Source organism: Pseudomonas sp. B20(2017), assembly GCF_002113125.1.
Classification (GTDB): domain Bacteria; phylum Pseudomonadota; class Gammaproteobacteria; order Pseudomonadales; family Pseudomonadaceae; genus Aquipseudomonas.
In genome coordinates, this window is sequence record NZ_NEJP01000002.1 from 158,556 (window position 1) to 183,344 (window position 24,789).

Genomic DNA, 24,789 nt, shown 5'->3' on the forward strand with positions numbered 1-24,789 from the left:
CCGATCATCAAATCGTAGCTTTTCCACCGACTTGCGCATGAGGTGCGCACGTCATCAAATCCACATAACCAAAGGAATTGAGCTTGTCCTCGGATACAACTCTAAACATGATTGCATCCATAATCCTGTGAGCGCAGTTCGGTTCCTGATTTGACCAGACCCCGCCACCCACAAAATAAACACCCGGCAGTAAATTCATCTGGAAAGAGAATTTGACGTTAAAGTCGCTACCCGCAGCGACAGGCTCGAAATAGGTTCCATCCTCAGGGAAGCGCTGGCCGGTTACGACGGCACCCGAAACATTTCGTATATGAATGCCCCAGTAGGTCGCGTCAAGACTGTCGGTGAAATGACCGGCCACCTGGACCTGGTAAGGACTTCCCGCCTTTAACACGTTCACTTGTTGTCCGTCGGCATCAAGGATGGAGAATGAGGTGATTTCCGCCCCTTGAGTCGGATAGACCGCAGTAGTCTCAGGCACCAGCCCGGAATCGAACGAGTCACTCGATACCTGCGTGGGGGAGGCGGGACGCTTCTCGACCGTTTTCTGGAGATCGACATTTTCTCCAGTCTTGTCCGCTACCAAATAAGCCTCAACCAGCCGTTTGTACTCTGCTTGAGGAGCATAAATCAGCTTTTGGTATGCTCTGACCGCTTGCGGGGCTGCACCGTACATCAGCCTGACACCGTGGTCGAGCAACAGGGTTCTGTCGCACAACTCGATGATGCTCGATGCCGAGTGCGAAACAAACAATATGGACGTACCCCTGCTTTTCAGCTCTTCCATTCGCGCAAAGCACTTGCGCTGAAATTTTTCATCGCCGACCGCGAGCGCCTCATCAACAATAAAGATATCCGGATCAATCATCGCTTGAACGGCAAACGCCAATCGCACGACCATACCGCTTGAATAACTTTTTACTGGCTGTTCGATAAACTCGCCGATATCCGCAAAGGCCGCAATTTCGTCGAACCGCTGATCGATCTCTTCCCGGGCAAGCCCAAGCACAGCAGCATTCATGTAAACGTTGTCACGCCCGGTAAACTCGGGATCGAATCCCGATCCCAGCTCAAGCAAGGCAGCAATGCGTCCGTGGGTCTGAACGGTGCCGGTCGTGGGGTTCAAGGTGCCACAAATCATCTGCAGCAGGGTGGATTTGCCACTGCCATTGCAACCGATGATCCCGACTGTTTCCCCCCTCTTCACTTCGAAGGAAACGTCGCGCAAAGCCCAGAACTCTCGGTAAAACCGACTTGGCTGCATGCGCGCCGTTGCCTGGAGACGAGGCACGATAAACTGCTTCAGCCGGTCACGCGGCTGATCATAAATTTCGTAGCACTTGCTCAGGTTCTCAACCTTAATCGCGACTTCAGAGGACATCAGCAAATCCTTTACGTGTTTTCTGGAACCAGGCAAAGCCTAGCCAGGCAATGCAAGTAGTGGCGATCCAATAGATTCCCAATATCTCGAAATTCGGCAGTTTCCCCCAGAACAAGACATCGCGTGTCATCTCAATCGCGGGGGTCAGCGGATTGAGGTAGAGCAAATGACGGTATGCCTCGGGAAGCGCGGTCGCAGGATAGAAGATAGGACTCAGGAACATTAGAACAGTCGTCAAGATACCGATGAATTGGGACACGTCGCGCAAATAAACTCCCAGCGACGCCAAGGCCCAACTGACCCCCATGATAAACATTACAAAAGGGATCACGATCAGTGGCAGGTACAACACAGTCGCATGTGGCATGCCGAAAAATATTGCATAAGCGATGAACCAGACGCCAAGGCTAATGGCCGCGTGAAACAACGCAGATCCCAAAACCACCACTGGCAGGATTTCAAGAGGATAAACCACCTTCTTGACGAAGTTGACCTTGCCGAGAATCAAACCCGGTGCCCGATTAATGCATTCGGAAAACAGATTGAAAATGATCAAGCCCGCAAACAAGATGAGAGCAAACTCAGTCTTCGAATCACTGTCCACACTCCAGCGGGCACGAAGCACTGCACTGAATACGAATGTGTAAACCGCAAGCATCAACAGCGGGTTAAAAAACGACCAGAGCAACCCCATCGCCGAGCCGCGGTACCTGCCCAGCACCTCCCGTATTGTCGACGCTTTAATCAGAGCGGTATTGCGCCAGAGGCTGGCGAACATTTCCAATGGGTTGGCAGAAAACTGGCGCATCAAGCAAAAACCTCAGCAAAAAAAAATGCAGGTCGGCACGCATCACGAGCCGCGAGCGTTGGGATCATACCCAAGGAGGAAAAGCCAAAGCTTCTGTGAAAAAAACCGCGTTCCTCTGCGCAAGGCTTGAGGCAGGTCGGCGCATTGTCGAACATTTTCAGGGAGTTCCATTCATGAGAGGAAGCATTTCCTTTACAAAACCACGCAGATCTCGATGGGTCGCAAAAATCAGGACGGGTGATTTCCAGCGTACGAGGAGCCTCGTTGAAAAGAGAGCGTGGCAAAACGGGCGCTTCCTTCAAAACTGCATGACTGCACAACCGCAGCAAGTGAAGCCACGGCCACACATAAGTGAAGCATCCACCGCAGCCAACAGATGGCACCGATGACATGGCTGTGTCTCATGCCGGAGCGAGGCATGACTGGCACGCCCCGGAAGTGGGAATCACGCGATTGATCTGCGACACGGCGGTCAATATTTTGTCGGATGATATCATTCAATACGACGGAGAAACACGGGTTTTCCCTTGGAGCGCGTCCGTCAGACGCGAGCGCGGAGCTCATGGAAACGCAGAACATCTGCCAGACTTCCTGCCGCCTGCAGCTCACATAATCGGAAGAAAAAAAACGCGCCCGGCACGACCCGAATAAGGGCCAGAACCCCATCGGCAGCGCGCTGGAAAACTTTAATTTCTTTCGTTTTCAGCGATCAATAAGTGAAAAAACCGCCTGAACAGGCGGCTTTTTTCAAAACAACTAAATCCAACGGAGCGATAATCAACGATAATTTTCGCAAGACTTCACCGCACGATTCTTGGCGAGAAAATATGCCTCATGAAGTTGCTTGTGACGAGCGACTCTCACATCCAACTGGGCAGGCGTCCTGAACAGTGAAGTGGTTTTTGGAACATAACTAAACTTGTTTTTATAACCATAACGCAGCCAAAGATTCCAGTCTTCAAGATTGCTCATATCAATCTCAAAACCGCCTCGAGACAAATACAACTCACGCATAAATAAAATTGATTGAATCGGTATGTAGTTATGATCAAGCAACGTCTCGTAATCGAACTCCTGCCTAAAGGAATCATGCGTTTCATGAGTGAGTTCCACATACCGACCACTGCTCTCAGTGACAGTACCCACCTCCATCGCCAGCGAATAAGCTGCAACAGCCTCTTGATCTTTTAATAGAGCGGCAACCAGCACTTCTACGTGATCAGAAAAAAGCAGGTCGTCATCGTCGAGAAACATGCAGTATTTGCCCGTGGCCATTTCCAGGCCGTAGTTACCCGTCACCGAGCGCCCTACCTTGTCCAGGCCGAAAAATCGAACGCTGCGCCCCGCCGAGATCGGCGTATTGTCCACAAGCGGCTTCATCGTTACCCCACCATCTTCCACCACAATCAACTCGATATTGCGGTAGGTTTGATTGAGTACCGACATGATCGACTGTCGTAGAAACTCGTCACGCTTCTGGTAAGTACGCGTGACGATCGTCACTAACGGCTGCTCGACGAGAGGCTCACCCACGCGCCAGAACGCCCCGTCCCTGATCATTTCATAATCAAATCCCCTGAAAGGAAAACTGACACCACTTTGTCGACCTTTTCCCCCAAGAAAATGTGGCGCTTTTCTTATCATGCGCAGGACACTGCCCATTACATCGCGCCGAGACCCAGGATACACCTCCGGCCTGAGGATCAATAAAAACTGCAGTGCAAGCCCGCCCACCTTATCGATCCAGTTGCCGTAACGCAGGCGCAGATAAGCATTGGCCAAAGTGCTACCAACGTATTGAATCGGCTTTACCTGATTTTCATGTTCATAGGTGTAGTGGTAAACCACGGCGCCAGGGCAGTATTTCAGCCGATAACCGTATGACCTGAAACGGTAGGATAATTCGACATCCTCTCCATACATGAATATCTGACTTTCATAACCCCCAACCTGCACATAAGCGGCTCGCCTGATCAGGATGCAGGCATGTGACGACCAGTTCGTTTCGAGGGTTACCGGATCGTAGTACTTTGGATGCTCGAAAGGAGCCTGCCTCATTTCCCACGATGCGACATCGTCCTGCCCTGACGCCAAAGCAGAGGTCACAACTTGTTCTAAGGCTTCCACCGAAAAATGAATATCGATGTTACTCACTAGAAAATAATCGGCAGTACCTATGGAGATTGCTCGATCATGCCCGGCGCCAAAGCCTATATTGTCGCCACGAATAATATTAAAACCGCCAAACAGGTTACCGCAACCGATCTTCCAACGTTCAAGCTCTTCGACGGTATTATCCGAAGAGCCATTGTCTACAAAATAGAGATTCAGCTTTTCACAAGGATAACTTTGCGCTTTCAAAGAATCGAAGAAGCCGTCGACCCACTTGGAGCTATTGTAAGTAACGATAGATATATCTATCGCCGGACGCTCAACACAATCAGAAGAGGGCAATACGTGGGAAAAGCGACGCTGCGCCAACGCCTGGAGGGCATTGACATTATTCTTGGAATCGATGAGTGAAAATAGCCACAATCGAACTTTTCGTGAAAACAGCCCTACTCGGACCCGCACACTCGCTAGAAAAGGAAATTTCTGATAAAGCGGCCGAAGAACCGCTTTGGGGTTCGAAAGCAACTCACGCAGGCTAGACAGGCAGCGGGAAATAAATGATTTCTTCGAAGACCTCATACCGAACAATTTATCCTATAAAACGATTTTTCAATTTTTTGAGAACTTAGACTTTACACCGCTTGACCGCAAGCCTGCCCAAGCCTGCCTGTAACTTTTACAACCTGATCGCTGAACAGCTTACCTTCAGCAACCGATACGATATTCGAACAAACGGCAAATCTGCAGCTATAGTCGATAAACTTTCAGATCGGGCTCATTGCTGGCTTTGCTGAATTTCCATCACGCCGGCGTTATATTTTTTGGCAGCAAACACCAGCGGCAGGTAAGCAATCAGCAGGGCCACAACCCCCGGAATTAACCCGATTGCCGCCATAATCGCGAGCGGCGTCAGCCATAACAGGTTAATCGCCAAGACACCGAAAACCACAGTCTTGTGGCTACCATATTGTCGAGAAGCATATTGATAGGCATGACTGCGATGCGCTTCGTAGACTTTATCGCCACGAAGCAATCGCCGCAGAAGTGTCCAGGTAGCATCAACAATGAACACCCCCAGCAGTATGAGCCAGCACCACAATAAGTCGGGGGCCTTTGCGCAAGCGATTATTGCCAACAAACCGATGGTCAACCCGAGGAAGCCACTGCCGGCATCGCCCATGAAAATTCGGGCTGGAGGAAAATTCCAGCAAAGAAAACCCGAGACAGCAGCCACCAGCAGCAATGGAGTCCAGGCCAGAATTTGATATCCGCTCAGCCAATACACAAGACAGGCTGCCAGGCAGACAGAGATAGCCTCGACGCTTGCCAGCCCATCAATGCCGTCCATAAAGTTATACAGATTGAGCAACCAGACCAGATAGATCGAAAAAAACACGCCGGTAAACCACTTCCAGTCGAGCAGCCAACCGAATAGTGATATCTGCGCTCCAGAACCGAGCCAATACAACGCCCAGCCTGCAGCCAAAAAATGCCCCAAGAGCCGCCATTTGGCCGCAATGTGTCCGTGGTCATCCGCAAAACCCAACACCGCAACCAAGGCTCCCGCTCCCGATAAGCCGAGCATCGTCGGCAAGTCGATCAGCAGCAAGTAGCAAGACACGGGCAGCATCAGCAGGAAAGACACGACTATTGCCACCCCGCCGCCTCGCGGCGTTGGCAGGGTGTGAGAGCTTCGAGCGTTTGGAATATCGATCAAACTGTTGGCCAGGGCATACCGGCGCAAGGCATACGTCAGCAGTAGCGAAACGAAGAACACTGAAAGTAACAACACGCAAAAAATCATTTTATTTGAGTATCCAGATAGTGTCTGACCGTCTGCAGTATTGCGCGATCCACACTCACGGGAGGCGACCATCCGAGAACAGACTGCGTCCTGGCAATATCAACCTCGAGAGAATCGAAGAGTCGCTGGGCGATCAGACTTTTCCCGAGCAGCGTGAGCAAGGCTTTCAACGCCCACACCGGAACCGGTATCAACAATGCGGGGCGGCCAAGCGCTCTGTTTATAATTTGCAGCAACCGGGTGGTGGAAACGCTCACACCATCACTGACCAGAAAAGTATTATCTGGTGCGGCTGGGTGATCGATACAAACGACAATCAAATCCACCAGGTTGCTTAGCGAAACCAGGCTTCTGCTGTTCTCGACACTTCCCAAAGGCAGTGGCACGCCCTTGTTCAGCCAGTCCATCATGCTTAAAAAATTGGCGCGCACCCCTGGACCATAGACCAGCGGCGGCCGGATGATCACCACCTCCATCCCCGTTTGCTGGCCGATTTCACGCAACCGCTGTTCCGCTTCGTGTTTGGAGCGCCCATAAGGATCATGAGGAGCAGGATCGTCATCAAACTTGAAGGGTGATCCACAGACAGTACGCTCACCATTCACCTTTATCGAACTGATAAAAATGAAACGCGTAACACCTGCGGCAGCCGCCTTGAGGGCCAATGCAACAGTACCTTCCACATTGACTTTGCGAAACTCAGTCAATGCATCCTGCGCGTCTTCGTTCATTACATGGACGCGCGCTGCACAATGAACCACCACCTGAATGCCTTTGAGGTCCGGCACCTGTGAGCGCTCTCCGAGCGGACAGTGCAATACCCGACAAAGCCCCGCCAACCGCGAGACACTGCGAACCGCAGCGACGGGTGTGAACTTGCGATCCAGGAGCAATCTGAGGATGACGGCCTCACCGACAAAACCAGAGGCCCCCGTCACCAATACGTTCGGGGAATTCATCTAACCTTTTTCCCTACGATCGCCGTTGCCCAGCAAATCAGGAAAAAGAATACCTTGTCACGTACACGTCGCCGACAGTTCCAGGCGCTCAAAGAGAGTTTAATCAACTGCAAGCGCCCCAAACGGAACCAGGACCAAACGAAAGGATCCTGATGCTTATCAACTAGTGCAGCAATCAGTTGCACTTGAGAAAACCACCATCCGTCGTGAATGGTTTTATAGCGTACCGCTAGGGAATTGATTCCGATGTTCGCGCCAACTTGATTGCTTTCATGCTGGCGGTACTGCATTGAAGGCACAGGATCCGTGAACCAGCGAAAACCATTGCTTCGGGCAAACGCATAACAGTACCAATCATGCAGACTGACGTCCTGCAATTGTTGCCAATGGGCAACCACTGCCGCCTTGAGATTGGCCGCAAGTCGATGACTGAAGACATAAGTGCAACCAGGCCCCGCCGCTTCGAACAGATAGTCCCAAGCAACCTGGGGCTGCGCCTTATCGATCAAATGAGTCTTACCGCAACCCCAAAATGCGACGACGTTACTCGAATAACCATCCGCCTTCAGCTCACCGAGTTTCTCATGCGCTCGCCGCAGCTTGTTGCCACTCCAGATATCATCCTGATCAGCAAATGCAATTAAATCGAATCCATCAAAGTCAACGTCGCGAATCAGTCTGAAAAAATTCCGCGAAGCACCACCGAAGCTGCCTGCAGGCGGCAACACCACGACATTCGAATGAACAGCGGCGTATTCAGCGCACCAGGCTTCAGTTCCGTCCGTTGACGGATCAATGCTGATAAACACTTTCACATCAACAGCGGACTGCTCAAGAATCGAGGTTATCTGTTCTTCGATCCATTGCATTCCGTTGAAGGCAGCCAGTAAAACTGCAACCTTGGGATGTTTAACTGGCATACCTGTCCTGTCAAAAGCTGTTCGAGCGTTGCCGCCGAAAAGGTCAAAAAACACCTTTAGTGAGAAGACGCATCCAGCAGCTTCTGCAAGTACTGACCATAACCGGTCTTCTTGAGCGCATCAGCCTGGCGCCCCAGTTGCTCGGCGGTGATCCAGCTGTTGTGATAAGCGATTTCTTCCAGACAGGCGACCTTCAGACCTTGGCGCTGTTCGATCGTATGCACGAAGTGGCTGGCCTCAAGCAGCGAATCGTGAGTACCGGTATCCAGCCAAGCGAATCCGCGGCCAAGCATCTCGACGTTGAGCGACTTACGCTCAAGGTAAGCACGGTTCACGTCGGTAATTTCCAGCTCGCCACGTTCAGAGGGCTTGATGCTCTTCGCAATCCCGACAACGTCGTTATCGTAAAAGTACAGGCCGGTAACCGCGTAGTTGGACTTCGGTTTCAGCGGCTTCTCTTCAATGCTCAGCGCTCGACCGGTAGCATCAAACTCAACTACGCCGAAACGCTCGGGATCGGAAACGTGGTAGCCGAAAACTGTCGCGCCACTCTTTTGTTCGGTTGCAGAGCGCAAGTTGTCCGAGAAATGTTGTCCGTAGAAGATGTTGTCACCCAGGATCAGGCAGCAAGGATCTTCGCCAATAAACTCTTCACCGATAATGAACGCCTGAGCCAGACCATCCGGGCTAGGCTGCTCGGCGTAAGTCAATTCGATGCCGTACTGGCTACCGTCACCCAGCAGCTTGCGGAAGCACGGCAAATCATCCGGCGTGGAGATGATCAAGATCTCGCGCATACCCGCCAGCATCAGTACCGACAACGGATAAAAAATCATCGGCTTGTCGTAGATCGGCAGCATTTGTTTCGACACGCCCAGAGTCAACGGATGCAGGCGCGTGCCCGAGCCACCGGCGAGAATGATGCCTTTACGATTTGTCGTGGTCATTTGTTCAGAACTTCCCTAAGCATTCGGGTTACACCACTTTGCCAATCCGGCAAGTGTAGAGAAAAATTGTCGCGCAGTTTTTGAGTATCCAGCCGAGAGTTCAGAGGACGGCGCGCCGGTGTCGGATAATCAACGGTGCTGATCGGATTGACGGCTGTAACCGCAAGCTCTTCACCATTCGCCTTGGCCCACTGAATGACATGGCTGGCATAACCGTGCCAAGACACTTGGCCGGCGGCTGCAAGATGGTAAATGCCCACCAGTTCTGGGCGCTGCTGGACCTTGGCGATGGCCAGAGCAGTCACGTCAGCAATCAGATCAGCGCCCGTTGGAGCACCAATCTGATCGGCGATCACGCTCAGCGTTTCTCGATCCTTGGCAAGGCGCAGCATGGTCTTGGCGAAGTTGTTGCCGCGCGCGCCGTAGACCCAACTGGTCCGCAGAATCAGATACTTGCAGCCTGAGGATGTTATCGCCTGTTCTCCAGCCAGCTTGCTTGAACCGTAATAATTAACCGGTGCAACAGCGTCAGTCTCCTGCCAAGGCCGCACACCTTCACCACTGAAGACATAGTCAGTCGAGTAGTGAATCAGCCATGCGCCCAACGACGCTGCCTCTTCGGCCATGACACCACTAGCCTGAGCGTTCACACGATCCGCCAGCTCGGTCTCCGATTCTGCCTTGTCTACTGCCGTGTAGGCTGCAGCATTGACGATTACGTCTGGCTTCACCTGACGGATCGTCGCACGCAGCGCATCCAGATCGCAAAGGTCGCCACTCAGACCGTCCACCGGGTGACGGTCCAAGGCGATCAACTCGCCCAGAGATGCCAAGGAGCGTTGAAGCTCCCAGCCGACTTGGCCGTTTTTCCCAAGCAGGAGAATTTTCATGCCTTGCCCGAGCGATCCGCGTAATTCTGATCAATCCATTGCTGATAGGCACCGCTCTTCACGTGCGCTACCCACTCAGTGTTGCTCAGATACCACTCAACGGTTTTACGGATACCGGTGTCGAAGGTTTCTTCCGGTGTCCAGCCTAGCTCGCGCTGAATTTTGCTGGCATCGATAGCGTAACGCTGATCATGACCAGGACGATCCTGCACATAGGTGATCAGGCCCGCGTGCGGACGGTGCGCCGAGTCCGGGCGCAACTCATCAAGCAGTGCACACAGGGTGTGAACGACTTCGATGTTTTGCTTTTCGTTATGACCACCGATGTTGTACGTCTCACCGATGACACCTTCGGTCACGACTTTGTACAAGGCACGGGCGTGATCTTCGACATACAACCAATCACGAACCTGATTGCCTTTGCCATAGACCGGCAGTGGCTTGCCTTCCAGCGCATTGAGAATGATCAACGGGATCAACTTCTCAGGGAAGTGGCAAGGACCATAGTTATTCGAGCAGTTGGTGACCAGAGTCGGCAGACCATATGTACGGGCCCAGGCACGAACCAGGTGATCGGAGCTGGCTTTACTGGCCGAGTACGGCGAGCTTGGCTGATACGGGGTGGTTTCCGTAAAGAGATCCTCCGGACCTTCCAGATCACCGTAAACTTCATCCGTCGAAATATGGTGGAAGCGAAAAGCGGTCTTGCGGGCATCATCCAGCGCTGCCCAGTAATGGCGCGCAGCTTCCAGCAAGGTATAAGTGCCGATGATGTTGGTCTGAATAAACTCCGAAGGACCGGAGATCGAGCGATCCACATGGGACTCTGCGGCCAGATGCATGATTGCATCCGGTTGATGTTCACGCAGTACGCGATCAATCTGATCACGGTCGCAGATATCGACGCGCTCGAACGCATAACGATCGCTTCCGCTGACGTCGGCCAACGACTCAAGGTTACCGGCATACGTCAGCTTGTCGACGTTTACCACTGCGTCGGTAGTGTTGGAGATGATATGACGGATAACAGCTGAGCCGATAAACCCGGCGCCGCCGGTTACTAGAATTTTCACGCGAAACCATACCCTTGAGTTGCTGACAGGGCCGTCAACCGAGCGCTGTCTAATCCATGAATGCAAAAGCCATCATTTCAGCTGTGGCTTCTGACGATGTCAGTCTAAACCGATGTGGGAATATGCCACTATCGGACAAGCCCAGCATTTTACAGCTTAATGAACGTTTTACTAATGGATATAGACAAGCTGTGGCTAAAGTTTAGTTCGCCTTTCTTTCCATGTCGCAATCAGACTGGACGCTTGCGTGAAGCTCTGGACGAACGTCCCAGAAACCAGCCAAAAACAGGCCCGATCAGCATACCCGCCAGCAATGCACCAACCGTGATCACTGATACCGGAAGTTGAGGCCCCGCCCAGCCAAGAAACAACAGGGAGACCGATTGCTGATTTTCGAGAACGAACGCAAGGATCGCCAAGACAAGCAATAGAATTAAAACGGAAAGAAAAATACGCTTGAGATTACTCATTAGCGGCTCCTTGCATAACGGTGACCGTCAAGCCCCCTCCTCCTCTTCTTCATTCACACGATCGCGCAGCTCTTTGCCCGGCTTGAAATGCGGAACGAACTTGCCGTCAAGGCTGACAGACTGGCCGGTTTTCGGATTACGCCCGACACGCGGCGCGCGATAGTGCAATGAAAAACTGCCAAAACCACGGATCTCGATGCGATCACCCGTGGCCAGACACTGGGACATTTGCTCAAGCATGGTCTTGATGGCCAGCTCCACATCCTTGGATGAGAGCAGCCCCTGATGGGTGACAATTCGTTCGATCAACTCCGACTTCGTCATATTTTTCCCTTCTTTTTCAAGCAGCTAGATCAGCGCTTGAAAGGTTTTAGCACGCCCGGAAGATTTTGAACAGCCCAGGGCTTGACATATCTTTCCGCTCGCCGAAACGCCCATTTTCAGGGCACCGGCTCGCAAGCCAGAGCAACGCTCACTCACCGACAAATCACCAACATGGTTCGAGTGAGGTAGCCAGCAGGATTGAAGCCAAAGGGAAACCCATCTTCATCCCGAGCATCGTCAGATCGCGTAATCACCTTATAACCCGCCCCCTTGCACTCCTTGGCCGCACGCTTCTGACACCTTTCCCAGCCCGAACCCAAGCCTGAGCAGTCAACCTCAATTCCACTGACTCCGCGCACTGCATGGGTCTTGGCGCTGGTAGTACAGCCTGCCAACACCAGCAAACCCAACAGAACTATAAACTTGTTCATTCACTTCCTTATGCCAGGCGCCTGCCCGACTACTGCGATCTTCAGACTAAGCCTAGACGCGAATAGGCGATTGATCCGATTAAAGAAACAGACCGCCCGGCGAAGGTAATGGTTTCACTGATTGACCGGAAAGCAGTTCCCCACCAAATCGCAGGCACAAAAAAGGGCGACCGAAGTCGCCCTTTTTCATGATCAAGCAGAACTCAGTTCTGTTTGGCCATTGCTTGACGCAGCAGTGCCGCCATGGTGGTGTCTGCTGCTTCACCTTCCGGAGCTGCTTTCAGGCTCTGGATGGCTTCTTTCTCTTCAGCATCGTCTTTCGACTTGATCGACAGCTGAATTACACGGCTCTTACGATCAACGCTGATGATCTTGGCTTCTACTTCCTGGCCTTCTTTCAGAACGTTGCGCGCATCTTCAACGCGGTCACGGCTGATTTCGGAGGCTTTCAGAGTCGCTTCGATATCGTCGGCCAGAACGATGATGGCGCCTTTGGCGTCAACTTCTTTCACAGTGCCAGTAACGATTGCGCCTTTGTCGTTAACCGAGACGTACTCGGAGAACGGATCGCTTTCCAGTTGCTTGATACCCAGGGAGATACGCTCACGCTCCGGGTCAACCGACAGGATAACGGTGTCCAGCTCGTCGCCCTTCTTGTAACGACGCACGGCTTCTTCGCCGGTTTCGTTCCAGGAGATGTCGGACAGGTGAACCAGACCGTCGATGCCGCCGTCCAGACCAATGAAGATACCGAAATCGGTGATCGACTTGATGGTGCCGGAGATCTTGTCGCCCTTGTTGAACTGGCCAGAGAAGTCTTCCCATGGGTTCGACTTGCACTGCTTGATGCCCAGGGAGATACGACGACGCTCTTCGTCGATGTCCAGAACCATGACTTCCACTTCGTCGCCGACTTGTACGACTTTCGAAGGGTGGATGTTCTTGTTGGTCCAGTCCATTTCCGAAACGTGTACCAGACCTTCAACGCCCTCTTCCAGCTCAGCGAAGCAGCCGTAGTCGGTCAGGTTGGTTACACGAGCGGTAACGCGAGTGCCTTCTGGGTAACGGGCTTTGATAGCAACCCATGGATCTTCGCCCAGTTGCTTCAGGCCCAGGGAAACACGGTTGCGTTCGCGATCGTATTTCAGAACCTTGACGTCGATTTCGTCACCAACGTTGACGATCTCGGAAGGATGCTTGATGCGCTTCCAGGCCATGTCGGTGATGTGCAGCAGGCCGTCCACGCCACCCAGATCGACGAATGCGCCGTAATCGGTGAGGTTTTTGACGATACCTTTGACTTGCTGGCCTTCCTGCAGGGATTCCAGCAGAGCTTCACGCTCGGCGGAGTTCTCGGCTTCCAGGACGCTGCGACGGGAAACGACAACGTTGTTGCGCTTCTGGTCCAGCTTGATGACCTTGAATTCCAGCTCTTTGCCTTCCAGGTGCGTAGTGTCGCGCACTGGACGGACGTCAACCAGGGAACCTGGCAGGAACGCACGGATGCCGTTAACGTCGACAGTGAAGCCGCCTTTAACCTTACCGTTGATAACGCCCTTGACCACTTCCTCAGCTGCGAAGGCTGCTTCCAGAACGATCCAGCATTCAGCGCGCTTGGCTTTTTCACGGGACAGCTTGGTTTCACCGAAACCGTCTTCAACCGAATCCAGCGCAACGTGAACCGTGTCGCCAACCTTAATGGTCAGGTCACCAGCGTCGGTGTAGAACTGCTCCAGAGGGATCAGCGCTTCAGACTTCAGGCCAGCGTGAACGGTTACCCAGCGAGCTTGGTAGTCGATGTCCACGATGAGACCTTCGATGATGGAGCCCGCCTGAAGGTTCAGGGTCTTTAGGCTTTCTTCAAAGAGTTCCGCAAAGCTTTCGCTCATTTTAATTCCTGTTGATTAGGGCGAAAAATACGCCCGTCTCCACATCCCAGACGATGCGGGTCAGTTTCATTTAAAGGAAGCCACCGCAGGACTATGACTGGTCCCCTGCGGCCTTCCTGGTCACCCGGCGATATCGCGAATGGCGATCTCGCTCATGATGCGTTCAAGCACCTGATCGATGGACAACTCCGTGGAATCCAGCTGTATGGCGTCGGCCGCCGGCTTGAGCGGGGCCACCGCTCGCTGGGTATCACGCTCGTCGCGCGCACGGATCTCATCTAGCAGACTCGACAGACTAACACCCTCGACTTTGCCCTTCAACTGCAAATATCGACGGCGAGCCCGCTCCTCGGCACTGGCGGTCAGGAAAATCTTCAGAGGCGCGTTCGGAAATACCACCGTGCCCATGTCGCGACCATCGGCCACCAGGCCCGGCGATTCCTGGAAAGCACGCTGGCGTTGCAGCAACGCTTCGCGTACGGCCGGCAATGCAGCCACCTGGGAAGCGCCGGAACCGACGCTCTCGGTGCGGATGACGTCGCTGACTTCGTCACCTTCCAGAATGATGCGCTGCAGCTGACCGTCGGTCGCCGCGATGAACTGCACATCCAGATGAGCGGCGAGCTTCTTCAGCAATTCTTCATTGGTCAGGTCGACACCATGGTTGTGCGCAGCAAACGCCAACAGGCGATACAGCGCACCGGAGTCCAGCAGGTTCCAGCCCAGACGCTTGGCCAGAATTCCGGCTACAGTGCCCTTGCCCGAGCCGCTTGGCCCATCGATGGTGATGACCGGTGCAATGTTGTTCACGACTGAGCCTCTTGCGCCACACGAATGCCGACCTGCGCGCACAGCGCCAGGAAGTTCGGGAACGACGTCGCGACGTTGGCGCAATCATGGATGCGAATCGGTGCAGTGGCGCGCAGCGAGGCCACACTGAAAGCCATCGCGATGCGGTGATCGCCATGACCATGCACTTCGCCGCCGCCGATCTGGCCGCCGTCGATGATGATGCCGTCCGGGGTCGGCTCGCACTTGACGCCCAGCGCCAGCAAACCGTCCGCCATGACCTGGATACGGTCCGACTCCTTGACTCGCAGCTCTTCGGCACCGGTCAGCACGGTGCGCCCTTCGGCACAGGCCGCGGCCACGAACAGTACCGGGAATTCGTCGATGGCCAGCGGAACCAGCGCTTCCGGAATCTCGATACCCTTCAGTTTAGCCGCCCGCACGCGCAGGTCTGCAACAGGCTCGCCACCCACTTCACGCTGGTTTTCCAGGGTAATGTCGGCGCCCATCAGACGCAGAATGTCGATCACACCGGTGCGGGTCGGGTTGATGCCGACGTGCTCGAGTACCAGCTCCGAGCCTTCAGCGATCGATGCGGCCACCAGGAAGAACGCCGACGACGAGATGTCGCCCGGCACTTCGATGTGGGTCGCGGTCAGCTTGCCGCCGGACTCAACCGATGCCGTGGCACCGTCAACGCTCACCGAATAGCCAAAACCGCGCAACATGCGCTCGGTATGATCGCGAGTCGGAGCCGGCTCGGTGACAGTGGTCTTGCCTTCGGCATACAGGCCCGCCAGCAGCAGGCACGATTTAACCTGGGCACTGGCCATCGGCATGGTGTAGGTCAGGCCTTTGAGCTTGTGACCGCCACGAATGGTCATCGGCGGACGACCGTCGGCAGCGGTTTCAATCACGGCGCCCATTTCCCGCAGCGGGTTGGCGACGCGATTCATCGGACGCTTGGACAGCGACGCGTCACCGGTCAGGGTGCTGTCGAAATCCTGCGCGGCCAGCAGGCCGGAAAGCAGGCGCATCGAAGTGCCGGAGTTGCCCAGATAGATCGGGCCCGGCGCAGGTTTCAGGCCGTGCAGGCCGACACCGTGGATGGTCACGCGGCCGTGATGCGGGCCTTCGATGACCACGCCCATGTCCCGGAACGCCTGCAAGGTCGCCAAGGCATCTTCGCCCTCGAGGAAGCCTTCGACTTCGGTGACGCCTTCAGCCAGGGAGCCGAGCATGATCGAACGGTGGGAAATCGATTTGTCACCCGGTACGCGAATCCGACCGGACAGGCGGCCACCAGGTTGAGCCAGGAAAATCAGATCGTTGGAATTCATAGCGTCCACATAGGCCCTGCGGGCCAGGATTTTACTGAAATGCTCGCGGGCAACCCGGGCGCGCGTGAAGACGCCCAACAATTGGTGCCCATCCCCTGCATCGACCGCGTCGCGCAAGGCGTCGAGATCGCTGCGAAATGTATCGAGTGTGCGCAGGACAGCCTCGCGGTTGGCGAGAAAGATGTCATGCCACATGACCGGGTCGCTTCCGGCGATTCTTGTGAAATCACGGAAACCGCCCGCAGCGTAACGGAAGATCTCAAGGTTTTCATTGCGCTTGGCCAGCGAATCGACCAGACCGAAGGCCAGCAGATGCGGCAGATGACTGGTCGCGGCCAGCACCTCATCGTGACGCTCGACCTGCATGTGCTCTACATCGGCGCCCAGCTCGCGCCACAAGCGATCAACCACCGCCAGGGCAGCCGGATCGGTCTGCTCCAGCGGGGTCAGAATCACTTTATGACGGCGGAACAGCTCCGAGTTGGAGGCTTCCACCCCGCTCTGCTCGGAGCCGGCAATCGGATGGCCCGGCACGAAACGCGCCGGCATGCCGCCGAACGCCTCGGTCGCCGCGCGCACCACATTGCCCTTGGCACTGCCGACATCCGTGAGGATCGCCTGCCCCAGATCCATGCTGGCCAGACGGGCCAGCACTTTTTCCATGGCCAGGATCGGCACCGCCAACTGGATCACGTCCGCGCTCTGGCAAGCCGCCACCAGGTCGTCTTCGCAGCGATCCACCACGCCCAACTCGACCGCCAGCTTGCGCGATTGCGGGTCGAGATCGACACCGACCACTTCGCGACACACGCCGCTTTCACGCAAGCCTTTGGCAAACGAACCACCGATCAACCCCAGACCGACCACCACCAGGCGCCCGATCATAGGTGCAGCAGATTGCAGCGCAGTGACATCACCCACGAGCCAGAACCTTGCGCAGCGCTTCGAGGAAGCGGCTGTTTTCCGCCGGCAGACCGATGGTCACCCGCAGATGGTTCGGCATACCGTAGTTGGCCACCGGACGCACGATCACGCCCTCGCGCAGCAGACCCTGGAACACAGGAGCCGCCACATGACCGAGATCGACGCAGATGAAGTTGCCCTTGGACGGGATCCAGCTCAGGTCCAACTCGCGGAAACCCGCTTCCAGCTGTTGCATGCCGGATTCATTGAGCTGACGGCTCTGCGCCAGATATTCCTCATCTTTCAACGCCGCACACGCCGCCGCCAAGGCCAGGCTGTTGACGTTGAACGGCTGGCGTACACGGTTCAGCACGTCCGCCACCACCGGCGTGGACAGGCCGTAACCCACGCGCAGCGCCGCCAGACCGTAGGCCTTGGAGAACGTGCGCGAAACCAGCAGGTTCGGGTAAGCCGCGAGAAAATCCAGACCGTCCGGCAAATCGCTGCCTTCGGCGTATTCAATGTAGGCCTCGTCCAACACCACTAGCACGTGCTCTGGCACGTCCTGCAGGAACTCGTCCAGCGCTTCGGCGCCGAACCAGGTGCCGGTCGGGTTGTTCGGGTTGGCGATGAACACGACGCGGGTATTGGCGTCGATGGCGGCCAGCATCGCCGGCAGGTCATGCCCCCAATCCTTGGCCGGAACGACTTTGGCCTGAGCCCCGACTGCCTGGGTCGCGATCGGATAGACCGCGAACGCGTGTTCACTGAACACGGCATTCAGGCCGGGTGCCAGATAGGCGCGCGCCACCAGTTCGAGAATGTCGTTGGAGCCGTTGCCCAGGGTCACCTGGTTCAGCTCGACACGGCACTGCTCGGCCAGCAGGGATTTCAGGGCAAAACCGTTGCCGTCTGGATAACGGGTCAGTTCGTCCAACGCTTCGCGGATCGCGGCCAGCGCTTTCGGGCTGGCGCCCAACGGGTTTTCGTTGCTCGCCAGTTTGACGATGCTTGCCGGATCCAGATCCAGTTCGCGAGCCAGTTCGTCCACGGGCTTGCCCGGAACGTATGGCGAAAGTTGTTGCACGCCCGGCTGTGCCAGAGCGAGGAAGTTGCCACTCATTGCTACCACCCCTTAAAGAACTGCTTTCGGGTAGGAACCCAGCACCTTGAGTGCTACTGCTTCCTGACTGATCTTTTCCAGCACACCCTTGATCAGCGGATCACGGTGGTGACCGACGAAGTCGATGAAGAACACGTAGGTCCACTTGCCGCTGCGCGACGGACGGGTTTCGATCCGGGTCAGGTCGATCCCGTTGTCATGGAACGGCACCAGCAGCTCATGGAGCGCGCCGGGCTTGTTGCTCATGGATACGATGATCGAAGTCTTGTCGTCGCCGGTCGGTGGCACTTCCTGGTTACCGATCATCAGGAAGCGCGTGGAGTTGTCCGGACGATCCTCGATCTTCTCGGCCAGACGGGTCAGGCCGTAAAGCCCGGCCGCCATATCACCGGCGATCGCCGCCGAGTTCCACTCCCCCTTGACCCGCTTGGCCGCTTCGGCGTTGCTGGACACCGCCACGCGCTCGACATTCGGATAATGGGCGTCCAGCCACTTGCGGCACTGGGCCAGCGACTGGGCGTGGGAATAGATGCGGCTGATGCTGTCGGTCTTGGTGTTTTCACCGACCAGCAGGTGATGGTGAATGCGCAGCTCGACTTCACCGCAGATCACCATGTCGTGCTCGAGGAAGCTGTCGAGGGTGTGGTTGACCGCGCCTTCAGTGGAGTTCTCCACCGGCACCACGCCAAAGTTCACCGCACCGGCCGCCACTTCACGGAACACTTCGTCGATCGCTGCCATCGGCTTGCTGATCACCGCGTGACCGAAGTGCTTCATGGCCGCCGCCTGGGTGAAGGTGCCTTCCGGACCGAGATAAGCCACTTTCAGCGGGTTCTCGAGGGCCAGGCACGAAGACATGATTTCGCGGAACAAGCGCGCCATCTCTTCGTTGCCCAGCGGCCCCTTGTTGCGCTCCATCACGCGCTTGAGGACCTGCGCCTCACGCTCAGGACGATAGAACACCGGCTGCTCGCCTTCGGCCAGACTGGCCATCTTGACCCGGGCAACCTCTTCGGCACAGCGCGCGCGATCGCTGATCAACTGGAGGATCTTCTCGTCCAGGTTGTCGATGCGAACGCGCAGCGCCTTGAGCTCCTGCTCGGACATCAGGAATGCTCCTTCTCGAATTCAGCCATGTAGCCAACCAGGGCTTCGACGGCGTCCAGCCCCAGGGCGTTGTAGATCGAGGCACGCATGCCGCCGACCGAACGATGGCCCTTGAGGTTGAGCAGGCCACGGGCGTCGGCGCCAGCCAGGAACGCTTTGTCCAGACGTTCGTCAGCCAGACGGAACGGCACGTTCATCCACGAGCGGGCGTTGGTGCTGATCGGGTTGGTATAGAAGTCGCTGTTGTCGATGAAGCCGTACAGGCGATCTTTCTTCGCCTTGTTGCGCTGCTCCATCGCGGCGACGCCGCCCTGCTCCTTCAGCCACTCGAAGACCAGACCCGAGAGATACCAGGAATAGGTGGCCGGGGTGTTGTACATCGAACCGTTGTCGGCCGAGATTTTGTAGTCGAGCATGGTCGGGCACGAACTGCGGGCGCGGCCCAGCAGGTCTTCACGGACGATCACTACGACCAGACCGCTCGGGCCGATGTTCTTCTGCGCGCCGGCGTAGATCAGGCCGTACTGCGACACATCGATCGGACGCGAGAGAATGTCGGAGGACATGTCGACCACCAGCGGAACGTCACCGGCCTCGGGAACCCAGTCGAACTGCAGGCCGCCGATGGTTTCGTTGGACGCATAGTGCAGATAGGACGCACCCGGGGTCAGCTTCCATTCGTTCTGGCCAGGAATGGCCAGGTAATCGTAAGGCTTGGCGCTGGCAGCAACGTTGATGTTGCCGAAGCGACGCGCTTCCTCGATGGCTTTTTTCGACCAGATGCCGGTTTCGACATAGTCGGCAGTGCCGTTCTCGGGCAGCAGGTTCAGCGGAATCTCGGCGAACTGTTGGCTCGCACCGCCCTGCAGGAACAGCACTTTGTAATTGGAGGGGATGGACAGCAGGTCGCGCAGGTCTTGTTCGGCCTTCTCGGCGATGGCCACGTAGTCATCGCTGCGATGGCTCATTTCCATGACCGACAGACCCTTGCCGTGCCAGTCGAGTAGCTCGGACTGGGCACGCAACAGGACAGCTTCAGGCAGCGCAGCGGGACCTGCGCAGAAGTTAAAGGCTCGTTTGCTCACATCCACTCTCGCTATGCAATCACGGTAGCGGACAGAGCAAACACTCTGCCCTGCTACGATTTGGTTAGTCTTGCGACTCTTCTTCGTCTGCGGCGTCCGCCTGCAGGTTGTCGACCGCATCGTCCGGTTCGGCGCCGATCACGCCCTCTTCCAGTTCGACACCTTCTTCACCTTCAAACTCCTCACCCTCGACTTCCGACGGCTCCTGAACCCGCTCCAGACCGACCAGGGTTTCATCCTTGGCCAGCTTGATCAGGGTCACGCCCTGGGTGTTACGACCCAGACTGGAAACTTCGTCGACACGGGTACGCACCAGCGTGCCCTGGTCGGAAATCAGCATGATCTCCTCGCCATCCTGCACCTGAACCGCACCGACCAGACGGCCGTTACGCTCGTTGCTGACCATGGCGATAACGCCCTGACCGCCACGCTTGTATTCAGGGAACTCGGTGATCGCCGTACGCTTGCCGTAACCGCGCTCGGAAGCTGTCAGGATCTGGCTGCCCTCTTCCGGGATCAGCATGGAAATCAGCTTCTGCCCTTCCGGCAGACGCATGCCACGCACACCGCGAGCGGTACGACCCATGGCGCGAACTTCGGATTCCTTGAAGCGCGTCACCTTGCCGCCGTCGGAGAACAGCATGATTTCCTGCTCGCCATCGGTGATGGCAGCGGAGATCAGGATGTCGCCTTCGTCCAGCTCCAGCGCGATCAGACCGACGCTGCGCTGACGGCTGAAGGCCACCAGCGGGGTCTTCTTGACGGTACCGTTGGCGGTCGACATGAAGATGAACGGTGCCTTCTTGCGGTCGGCAGCCTTGATGCGCGCGCGGCGCTCTTCTTCGGTTTCGTTGCTGTTTTCAATGTCTTCTACATCAGCGTCGGCGCCTTCGGCTTCTTCTTCATCAGCCTGACGTTTCATGGCTTCGAGATCGACCGGCAGCATGGTGGTGATGTATTCACCGTCATCCAGCGGCAGCAGGTTGACCAGCGGACGGCCACGGGCGGCGCGGGACGCTTCCGGAATCTCGTAGGTCTTGAGCCAGTACACCTTGCCCTTGCTGGAGAACAGCAGCAGCGTGGTGTGGCTGTTGGCGACCAGCAGGTGAGCGATGTAGTCCTCATCCTTCACGCCAGTCGCCGACTTGCCTTTACCACCACGACGCTGGGCCTGGTACGCAGCCAGCGGCTGGGTCTTGGCATAACCGCCGTGGGAAATGGTCACGACGCGCTCTTCTTCCGGGATCATGTCGCCCAGGGTCAGGTCGAGGCGTGCATCGAGGATCTCGGTGCGGCGCACGTCGCCGTATTCGGCGCGGATCACTTCCAGCTCTTCGCGGATCACTTCCATCAGGCGCGTGGCGCTGTTGAGGATGCGGATCAGCTCGCCGATCTGGTTGAGGATTTCTTGATACTCGGCCAGCAGCTTTTCGTGTTCCAGACCGGTCAGGCGATGCAGACGCAGTTCCAGAATGGCTTGTGCCTGTTCCGGCGACAGGAAGTACTTGCCGTCGCGCAGACCGTATTGTGGGTCGAGGTTTTCCGGACGGCACGAATCGGCACCGGCACGCTCGACCATCGCGACTACAGCAGAGGACTCCCACGGCGTACTGACCAGCGCTTCCTTGGCTTCCGACGGGGTCGGCGAAGCCTTGATCAGGGCAATGACCGGGTCGATGTTCGACAGGGCAACGGCCTGACCTTCGAGAATGTGACCACGCTCGCGCGCTTTGCGCAGTTCGAACACGGTACGGCGAGTAACGACTTCGCGACGGTGACGGACGAAGGCTTCCAGCAGATCCTTGAGGTTGAGGATCCGCGGACGGCCGTCGATCAGCGCCACGATGTTGATGCCGAATACCGATTGCAGCTGGGTCTGGGCGTAGAGATTGTTGAGGATCACCTCAGGCACTTCGCCGCGACGCAGTTCGATCACGACGCGCATGCCGTCCTTGTCGGACTCGTCGCGCAGTTCGGTGATGCCTTCGAGTTTCTTCTCTTTTACCAGCTCGGCGATCTTCTCGATCAGACGCGCCTTGTTCAACTGGTAAGGGAGTTCGGTGATGACGATCTGCTGACGACCACCGACCTTGTCGATGTCTTCAATGATCGAACGGGCACGCATGTAAATGCGGCCACGGCCGGTGCGGTAGGCTTCTATGATGCCGGCGCGACCGTTGATGATCGCGGCAGTCGGGAAGTCCGGACCGGGGATGTATTGCATCAGTTCATCGACGGTCAGCTCGGGGTTGTCGATGAGCGCCAGGCAACCGTCGATGACTTCACCGAGGTTGTGCGGCGGAATGTTGGTCGCCATGCCCACGGCGATACCGCTGGAACCGTTGACCAGCAGGTTCGGAACGCGGGTCGGCATGACCGCCGGGATCAGTTCGGTGCCGTCATAGTTCGGCACCCAGTCCACGGTTTCCTTGTGCAGGTCGGCCAGCAGCTCGTGCGCCAGCTTGGTCATGCGCACTTCGGTGTATCGCATGGCCGCGGCGTTGTCGCCGTCCACCGAACCGAAGTTGCCCTGACCGTCCACCAGCAGGTAGCGCAGCGAGAAAGGCTGCGCCATACGAACGATGGTGTCGTACACCGCGGTATCACCGTGCGGGTGATACTTACCGATCACGTCACCGACGACACGGGCAGATTTCTTGTACGGCTTGTTGAAGTCGTTGCCCAGCTCGCTCATCGCGAACAGCACGCGACGGTGCACGGGCTTCAAGCCATCGCGCGCATCCGGCAGTGCACGGCCGACGATCACGCTCATCGCGTAATCGAGATAGGACTGTTTCAGCTCGTCTTCGATATTGACCGGGAGGATTTCTTTGGCCAGTTCGCCCATGAGAAGCCTGATTCCTTTTTCTGGTGAAACTTCGCCATATCCATAGGGGACGCACGAAGCTCGTCGACGCAGGCCGAGTGCCATGCGCCGACTTACGACAAATCGACAAGTTGACCCTGGATTTGCGCAGTGAAGACAACCCCGTGGGACTGCCTCGGAAAACGCCGGATATTATCACAAGAGCCGCCACGCACCTATCCCCCAGATGCGCATGGAGCATAGTTAGATGACCGATGACAGGCTTAACGGGGACGAGAGAGGCTCAGAGCTTCCCTGAATGCAAATTCCGGGACGAAATTGCGGATGTTTATTGACTTTCAAGGCCCCATCGCGAGCAAGCTCGCTCCCACAAGATCCTGTGGCGATCACAAAACCTGTGGGAGCGAGCCTGCTCGCGATGGAGACACCGCAGAGATCAAGCCAATCAATGCAAGCGCTTGCGGCACATCAACTGCGCCATCTTCGCGGTATCCGGCCGTTCGACGATGCCTTTTTCGGTGACGATCGCATCGATCAGATCCGCCGGGGTCACGTCAAACACCGGATTGAACGCTTCAACGTCGGCCCCGACGCGCTTGCCGCCAACCTCCAGCAACTCGGCGCCGTCGCGCTCTTCGATCGGGATGTCATCACCGCTGGCCAGATTCATGTCGATGGTCGAGCTCGGTGCCACCACCATGAAACGCACGCCATGGTGCATGGCGTTGACCGCCAGTTGATAGGTGCCGATCTTGTTGGCCACGTCGCCATTGGCTGTGATCCGGTCGGCGCCGACGATCACCCAGGTCACGCCTTTGGTTTTCATGATGTGCGCAGCGGCAGAGTCAGCGTTCAGAGTCACCGGGATGCCTTCGTTGGCCAGCTCCCACGCGGTCAGTCGCGAGCCTTGCAGCCACGGCCGTGTTTCGTCGGCGTAGACACGCTCGACCATGCCCTCGATGAACGCCGCGCGAATCACCCCGAGCGCCGTACCGAAACCTCCGGTGGCCAGGGCGCCAGTGTTGCAGTGGGTCAGAATCGCCTGGGCATTGCCCTGATGTTTGCGGATCAGATCAACGCCGAGCTGGGCCATGGTCAGGTTGGCTTCGCGATCGCTTTCATGAATGGCGATAGCTTCGGCTTCCAGCGCCGCCAGCGGATCGGCGTTTTCCTTCAAACGGTCCAGCCGATCGTGCATGCGGTTCAACGCCCAGAACAGGTTGACCGCGGTCGGACGGGAATCGGCCAGCAGCATGAAATCCTCTTCCAAAGCCGCGTACCAGTCGCCGCCTTCGGCGATCCGGGCACGGGCCGCCAACACGATGCCGTAGGCGGCACTGATGCCGATGGCCGGCGCACCGCGCACCACCATCGAGCGAATTGCCTCTGCCACGCCGGCGGCGCTGGTGTAGGCGATCCAGTTTTCCTCGAACGGCAAAACGCGCTGATCCAGCAGGTGGAGCGCGCCATCACGCCAATCGATGGCCTTTACTTTCTCCGCAGCCAACAGTCGATCGCGCATCCCTCACCCCGCACTCATGAACAAAAGCCGCCGATTATAGCGATCCCCCCGCGAAGACGCTCGGGTATACTTCGCCATCCTTTAC

Annotated in this window: 20 protein-coding genes; all 20 read right to left on the reverse strand. The window is 56.5% G+C overall.

All coding sequences use genetic code 11. From position 1 onward, the window contains the following. Positions 1-7: 7 nt before the first annotated feature. A complete protein-coding gene (locus CAF63_RS03765; protein ID WP_085683464.1) occupies positions 8-1,381 on the reverse strand; it encodes an ABC transporter ATP-binding protein in 1,374 nt (457 codons plus the stop codon). Further along, a complete protein-coding gene (locus CAF63_RS03770; protein WP_085683465.1) occupies positions 1,371-2,189 on the reverse strand; it encodes an ABC transporter permease in 819 nt (272 codons plus the stop codon). The genes CAF63_RS03765 and CAF63_RS03770 overlap by 11 nt, the downstream gene beginning before the upstream one ends. Before the next feature lie 777 nt (positions 2,190-2,966). Beyond that, entirely contained in the window at positions 2,967-4,880 is a 1,914-nt protein-coding gene (locus tag CAF63_RS03775; RefSeq protein WP_085683466.1) for a glycosyltransferase family 2 protein, read from the reverse strand. A gap of 196 nt (positions 4,881-5,076) precedes the next feature. After that, entirely contained in the window at positions 5,077-6,105 is a 1,029-nt protein-coding gene (locus tag CAF63_RS03780) for a glycosyltransferase family 4 protein (protein WP_085683467.1), read from the reverse strand. Continuing rightward, positions 6,102-7,064, reverse strand: coding sequence for an SDR family oxidoreductase (locus tag CAF63_RS03785; protein ID WP_085683468.1), 963 nt, complete (start codon positions 7,062-7,064; stop codon positions 6,102-6,104). Before CAF63_RS03785 ends, CAF63_RS03780 begins: the two co-directional genes overlap by 4 nt. After that, complete coding sequence (locus CAF63_RS03790) at positions 7,061-7,984, reverse strand: glycosyltransferase (RefSeq protein WP_085683469.1); 924 nt, start codon at positions 7,982-7,984, stop codon at positions 7,061-7,063. Before CAF63_RS03790 ends, CAF63_RS03785 begins: the two co-directional genes overlap by 4 nt. Before the next feature lie 56 nt (positions 7,985-8,040). Then, positions 8,041-8,931: a glucose-1-phosphate thymidylyltransferase RfbA gene (gene rfbA, locus CAF63_RS03795; RefSeq protein ID WP_085683470.1), complete on the reverse strand. Its 891-nt coding sequence runs from the start codon at positions 8,929-8,931 to the stop codon at positions 8,041-8,043. Further along, positions 8,928-9,821: a dTDP-4-dehydrorhamnose reductase gene (gene rfbD, locus CAF63_RS03800; protein WP_085683471.1), complete on the reverse strand. Its 894-nt coding sequence runs from the start codon at positions 9,819-9,821 to the stop codon at positions 8,928-8,930. Before rfbD ends, rfbA begins: the two co-directional genes overlap by 4 nt. After that, positions 9,818-10,894, reverse strand: a complete 1,077-nt coding sequence (rfbB, locus tag CAF63_RS03805; RefSeq protein WP_085683472.1) for a dTDP-glucose 4,6-dehydratase — start codon at positions 10,892-10,894, stop codon at positions 9,818-9,820. The genes rfbD and rfbB overlap by 4 nt, the downstream gene beginning before the upstream one ends. Positions 10,895-11,124: 230 nt before the next feature. Further along, on the reverse strand, positions 11,125-11,364 hold the full coding sequence (locus tag CAF63_RS03810; protein ID WP_085683473.1) for a LapA family protein: 240 nt from the start codon (positions 11,362-11,364) through the stop codon (positions 11,125-11,127). Positions 11,365-11,391: 27 nt separating this feature from the next. Next, complete coding sequence (gene ihfB / locus CAF63_RS03815) at positions 11,392-11,688, reverse strand: integration host factor subunit beta (RefSeq protein ID WP_007950920.1); 297 nt, start codon at positions 11,686-11,688, stop codon at positions 11,392-11,394. Positions 11,689-11,840: 152 nt separating this feature from the next. Continuing rightward, entirely contained in the window at positions 11,841-12,119 is a 279-nt protein-coding gene (locus tag CAF63_RS03820) for a hypothetical protein (protein WP_085683474.1), read from the reverse strand. A gap of 203 nt (positions 12,120-12,322) precedes the next feature. After that, positions 12,323-14,008, reverse strand: coding sequence for a 30S ribosomal protein S1 (gene rpsA / locus CAF63_RS03825; RefSeq protein WP_085683475.1), 1,686 nt, complete (start codon positions 14,006-14,008; stop codon positions 12,323-12,325). Positions 14,009-14,128: 120 nt separating this feature from the next. Further along, the gene (gene cmk / locus CAF63_RS03830; RefSeq protein WP_085647507.1) at positions 14,129-14,818 is read right to left on the reverse strand and encodes a (d)CMP kinase; all 690 of its coding nucleotides are present in this window, start codon (positions 14,816-14,818) and stop codon (positions 14,129-14,131) included. Continuing rightward, the gene (locus CAF63_RS03835) at positions 14,815-17,022 is read right to left on the reverse strand and encodes a bifunctional prephenate dehydrogenase/3-phosphoshikimate 1-carboxyvinyltransferase (RefSeq protein WP_256574482.1); all 2,208 of its coding nucleotides are present in this window, start codon (positions 17,020-17,022) and stop codon (positions 14,815-14,817) included. Before CAF63_RS03835 ends, cmk begins: the two co-directional genes overlap by 4 nt. 28 nt (positions 17,023-17,050) lie before the next feature. Next, positions 17,051-18,163, reverse strand: a complete 1,113-nt coding sequence (hisC, locus tag CAF63_RS03840) for a histidinol-phosphate transaminase (protein ID WP_085683477.1) — start codon at positions 18,161-18,163, stop codon at positions 17,051-17,053. A gap of 12 nt (positions 18,164-18,175) precedes the next feature. Continuing rightward, positions 18,176-19,270, reverse strand: a complete 1,095-nt coding sequence (gene pheA / locus CAF63_RS03845; RefSeq protein WP_007950913.1) for a prephenate dehydratase — start codon at positions 19,268-19,270, stop codon at positions 18,176-18,178. Continuing rightward, positions 19,270-20,355, reverse strand: coding sequence for a 3-phosphoserine/phosphohydroxythreonine transaminase (serC, locus tag CAF63_RS03850; RefSeq protein WP_085683478.1), 1,086 nt, complete (start codon positions 20,353-20,355; stop codon positions 19,270-19,272). The genes pheA and serC overlap by 1 nt, the downstream gene beginning before the upstream one ends. Before the next feature lie 64 nt (positions 20,356-20,419). Beyond that, positions 20,420-23,203, reverse strand: a complete 2,784-nt coding sequence (gyrA, locus tag CAF63_RS03855) for a DNA gyrase subunit A (protein ID WP_085683479.1) — start codon at positions 23,201-23,203, stop codon at positions 20,420-20,422. Positions 23,204-23,627: 424 nt separating this feature from the next. Continuing rightward, positions 23,628-24,704: an S-methyl-5-thioribose-1-phosphate isomerase gene (gene mtnA, locus CAF63_RS03860; RefSeq protein WP_011335374.1), complete on the reverse strand. Its 1,077-nt coding sequence runs from the start codon at positions 24,702-24,704 to the stop codon at positions 23,628-23,630. Between the last annotated feature and the right edge of the window lie 85 nt (positions 24,705-24,789).

Excerpts from the sequence above, each read along its gene's own strand:
- CAF63_RS03765 (WP_085683464.1), bottom strand. The coding sequence starts at position 1,381 with ATGTCCTCTGAAGTCGCGATTAAGGTTGAGAACCTGAGCAAGTGCTAC.
- CAF63_RS03770 (WP_085683465.1), bottom strand. The coding sequence starts at position 2,189 with ATGCGCCAGTTTTCTGCCAACCCATTGGAAATGTTCGCCAGCCTCTGG.
- CAF63_RS03775 (WP_085683466.1), bottom strand. The coding sequence starts at position 4,880 with ATGAGGTCTTCGAAGAAATCATTTATTTCCCGCTGCCTGTCTAGCCTG.
- CAF63_RS03780 (WP_085683467.1), bottom strand. The coding sequence starts at position 6,105 with ATGATTTTTTGCGTGTTGTTACTTTCAGTGTTCTTCGTTTCGCTACTG.
- CAF63_RS03785 (WP_085683468.1), bottom strand. The coding sequence starts at position 7,064 with ATGAATTCCCCGAACGTATTGGTGACGGGGGCCTCTGGTTTTGTCGGT.
- CAF63_RS03790 (WP_085683469.1), bottom strand. The coding sequence starts at position 7,984 with ATGCCAGTTAAACATCCCAAGGTTGCAGTTTTACTGGCTGCCTTCAAC.
- rfbA (WP_085683470.1), bottom strand. The coding sequence starts at position 8,931 with ATGACCACGACAAATCGTAAAGGCATCATTCTCGCCGGTGGCTCGGGC.
- rfbD (WP_085683471.1), bottom strand. The coding sequence starts at position 9,821 with ATGAAAATTCTCCTGCTTGGGAAAAACGGCCAAGTCGGCTGGGAGCTT.
- CAF63_RS03810 (WP_085683473.1), bottom strand. The coding sequence starts at position 11,364 with ATGAGTAATCTCAAGCGTATTTTTCTTTCCGTTTTAATTCTATTGCTT.
- ihfB (WP_007950920.1), bottom strand. The coding sequence starts at position 11,688 with ATGACGAAGTCGGAGTTGATCGAACGAATTGTCACCCATCAGGGGCTG.
- CAF63_RS03820 (WP_085683474.1), bottom strand. The coding sequence starts at position 12,119 with ATGAACAAGTTTATAGTTCTGTTGGGTTTGCTGGTGTTGGCAGGCTGT.
- rpsA (WP_085683475.1), bottom strand. The coding sequence starts at position 14,008 with ATGAGCGAAAGCTTTGCGGAACTCTTTGAAGAAAGCCTAAAGACCCTG.
- CAF63_RS03835 (WP_256574482.1), bottom strand. The coding sequence starts at position 17,022 with ATGATCGGGCGCCTGGTGGTGGTCGGTCTGGGGTTGATCGGTGGTTCG.
- hisC (WP_085683477.1), bottom strand. The coding sequence starts at position 18,163 with ATGAGTGGCAACTTCCTCGCTCTGGCACAGCCGGGCGTGCAACAACTT.
- pheA (WP_007950913.1), bottom strand. The coding sequence starts at position 19,270 with ATGTCCGAGCAGGAGCTCAAGGCGCTGCGCGTTCGCATCGACAACCTG.
- gyrA (WP_085683479.1), bottom strand. The coding sequence starts at position 23,203 with ATGGGCGAACTGGCCAAAGAAATCCTCCCGGTCAATATCGAAGACGAG.
- mtnA (WP_011335374.1), bottom strand. The coding sequence starts at position 24,704 with ATGCGCGATCGACTGTTGGCTGCGGAGAAAGTAAAGGCCATCGATTGG.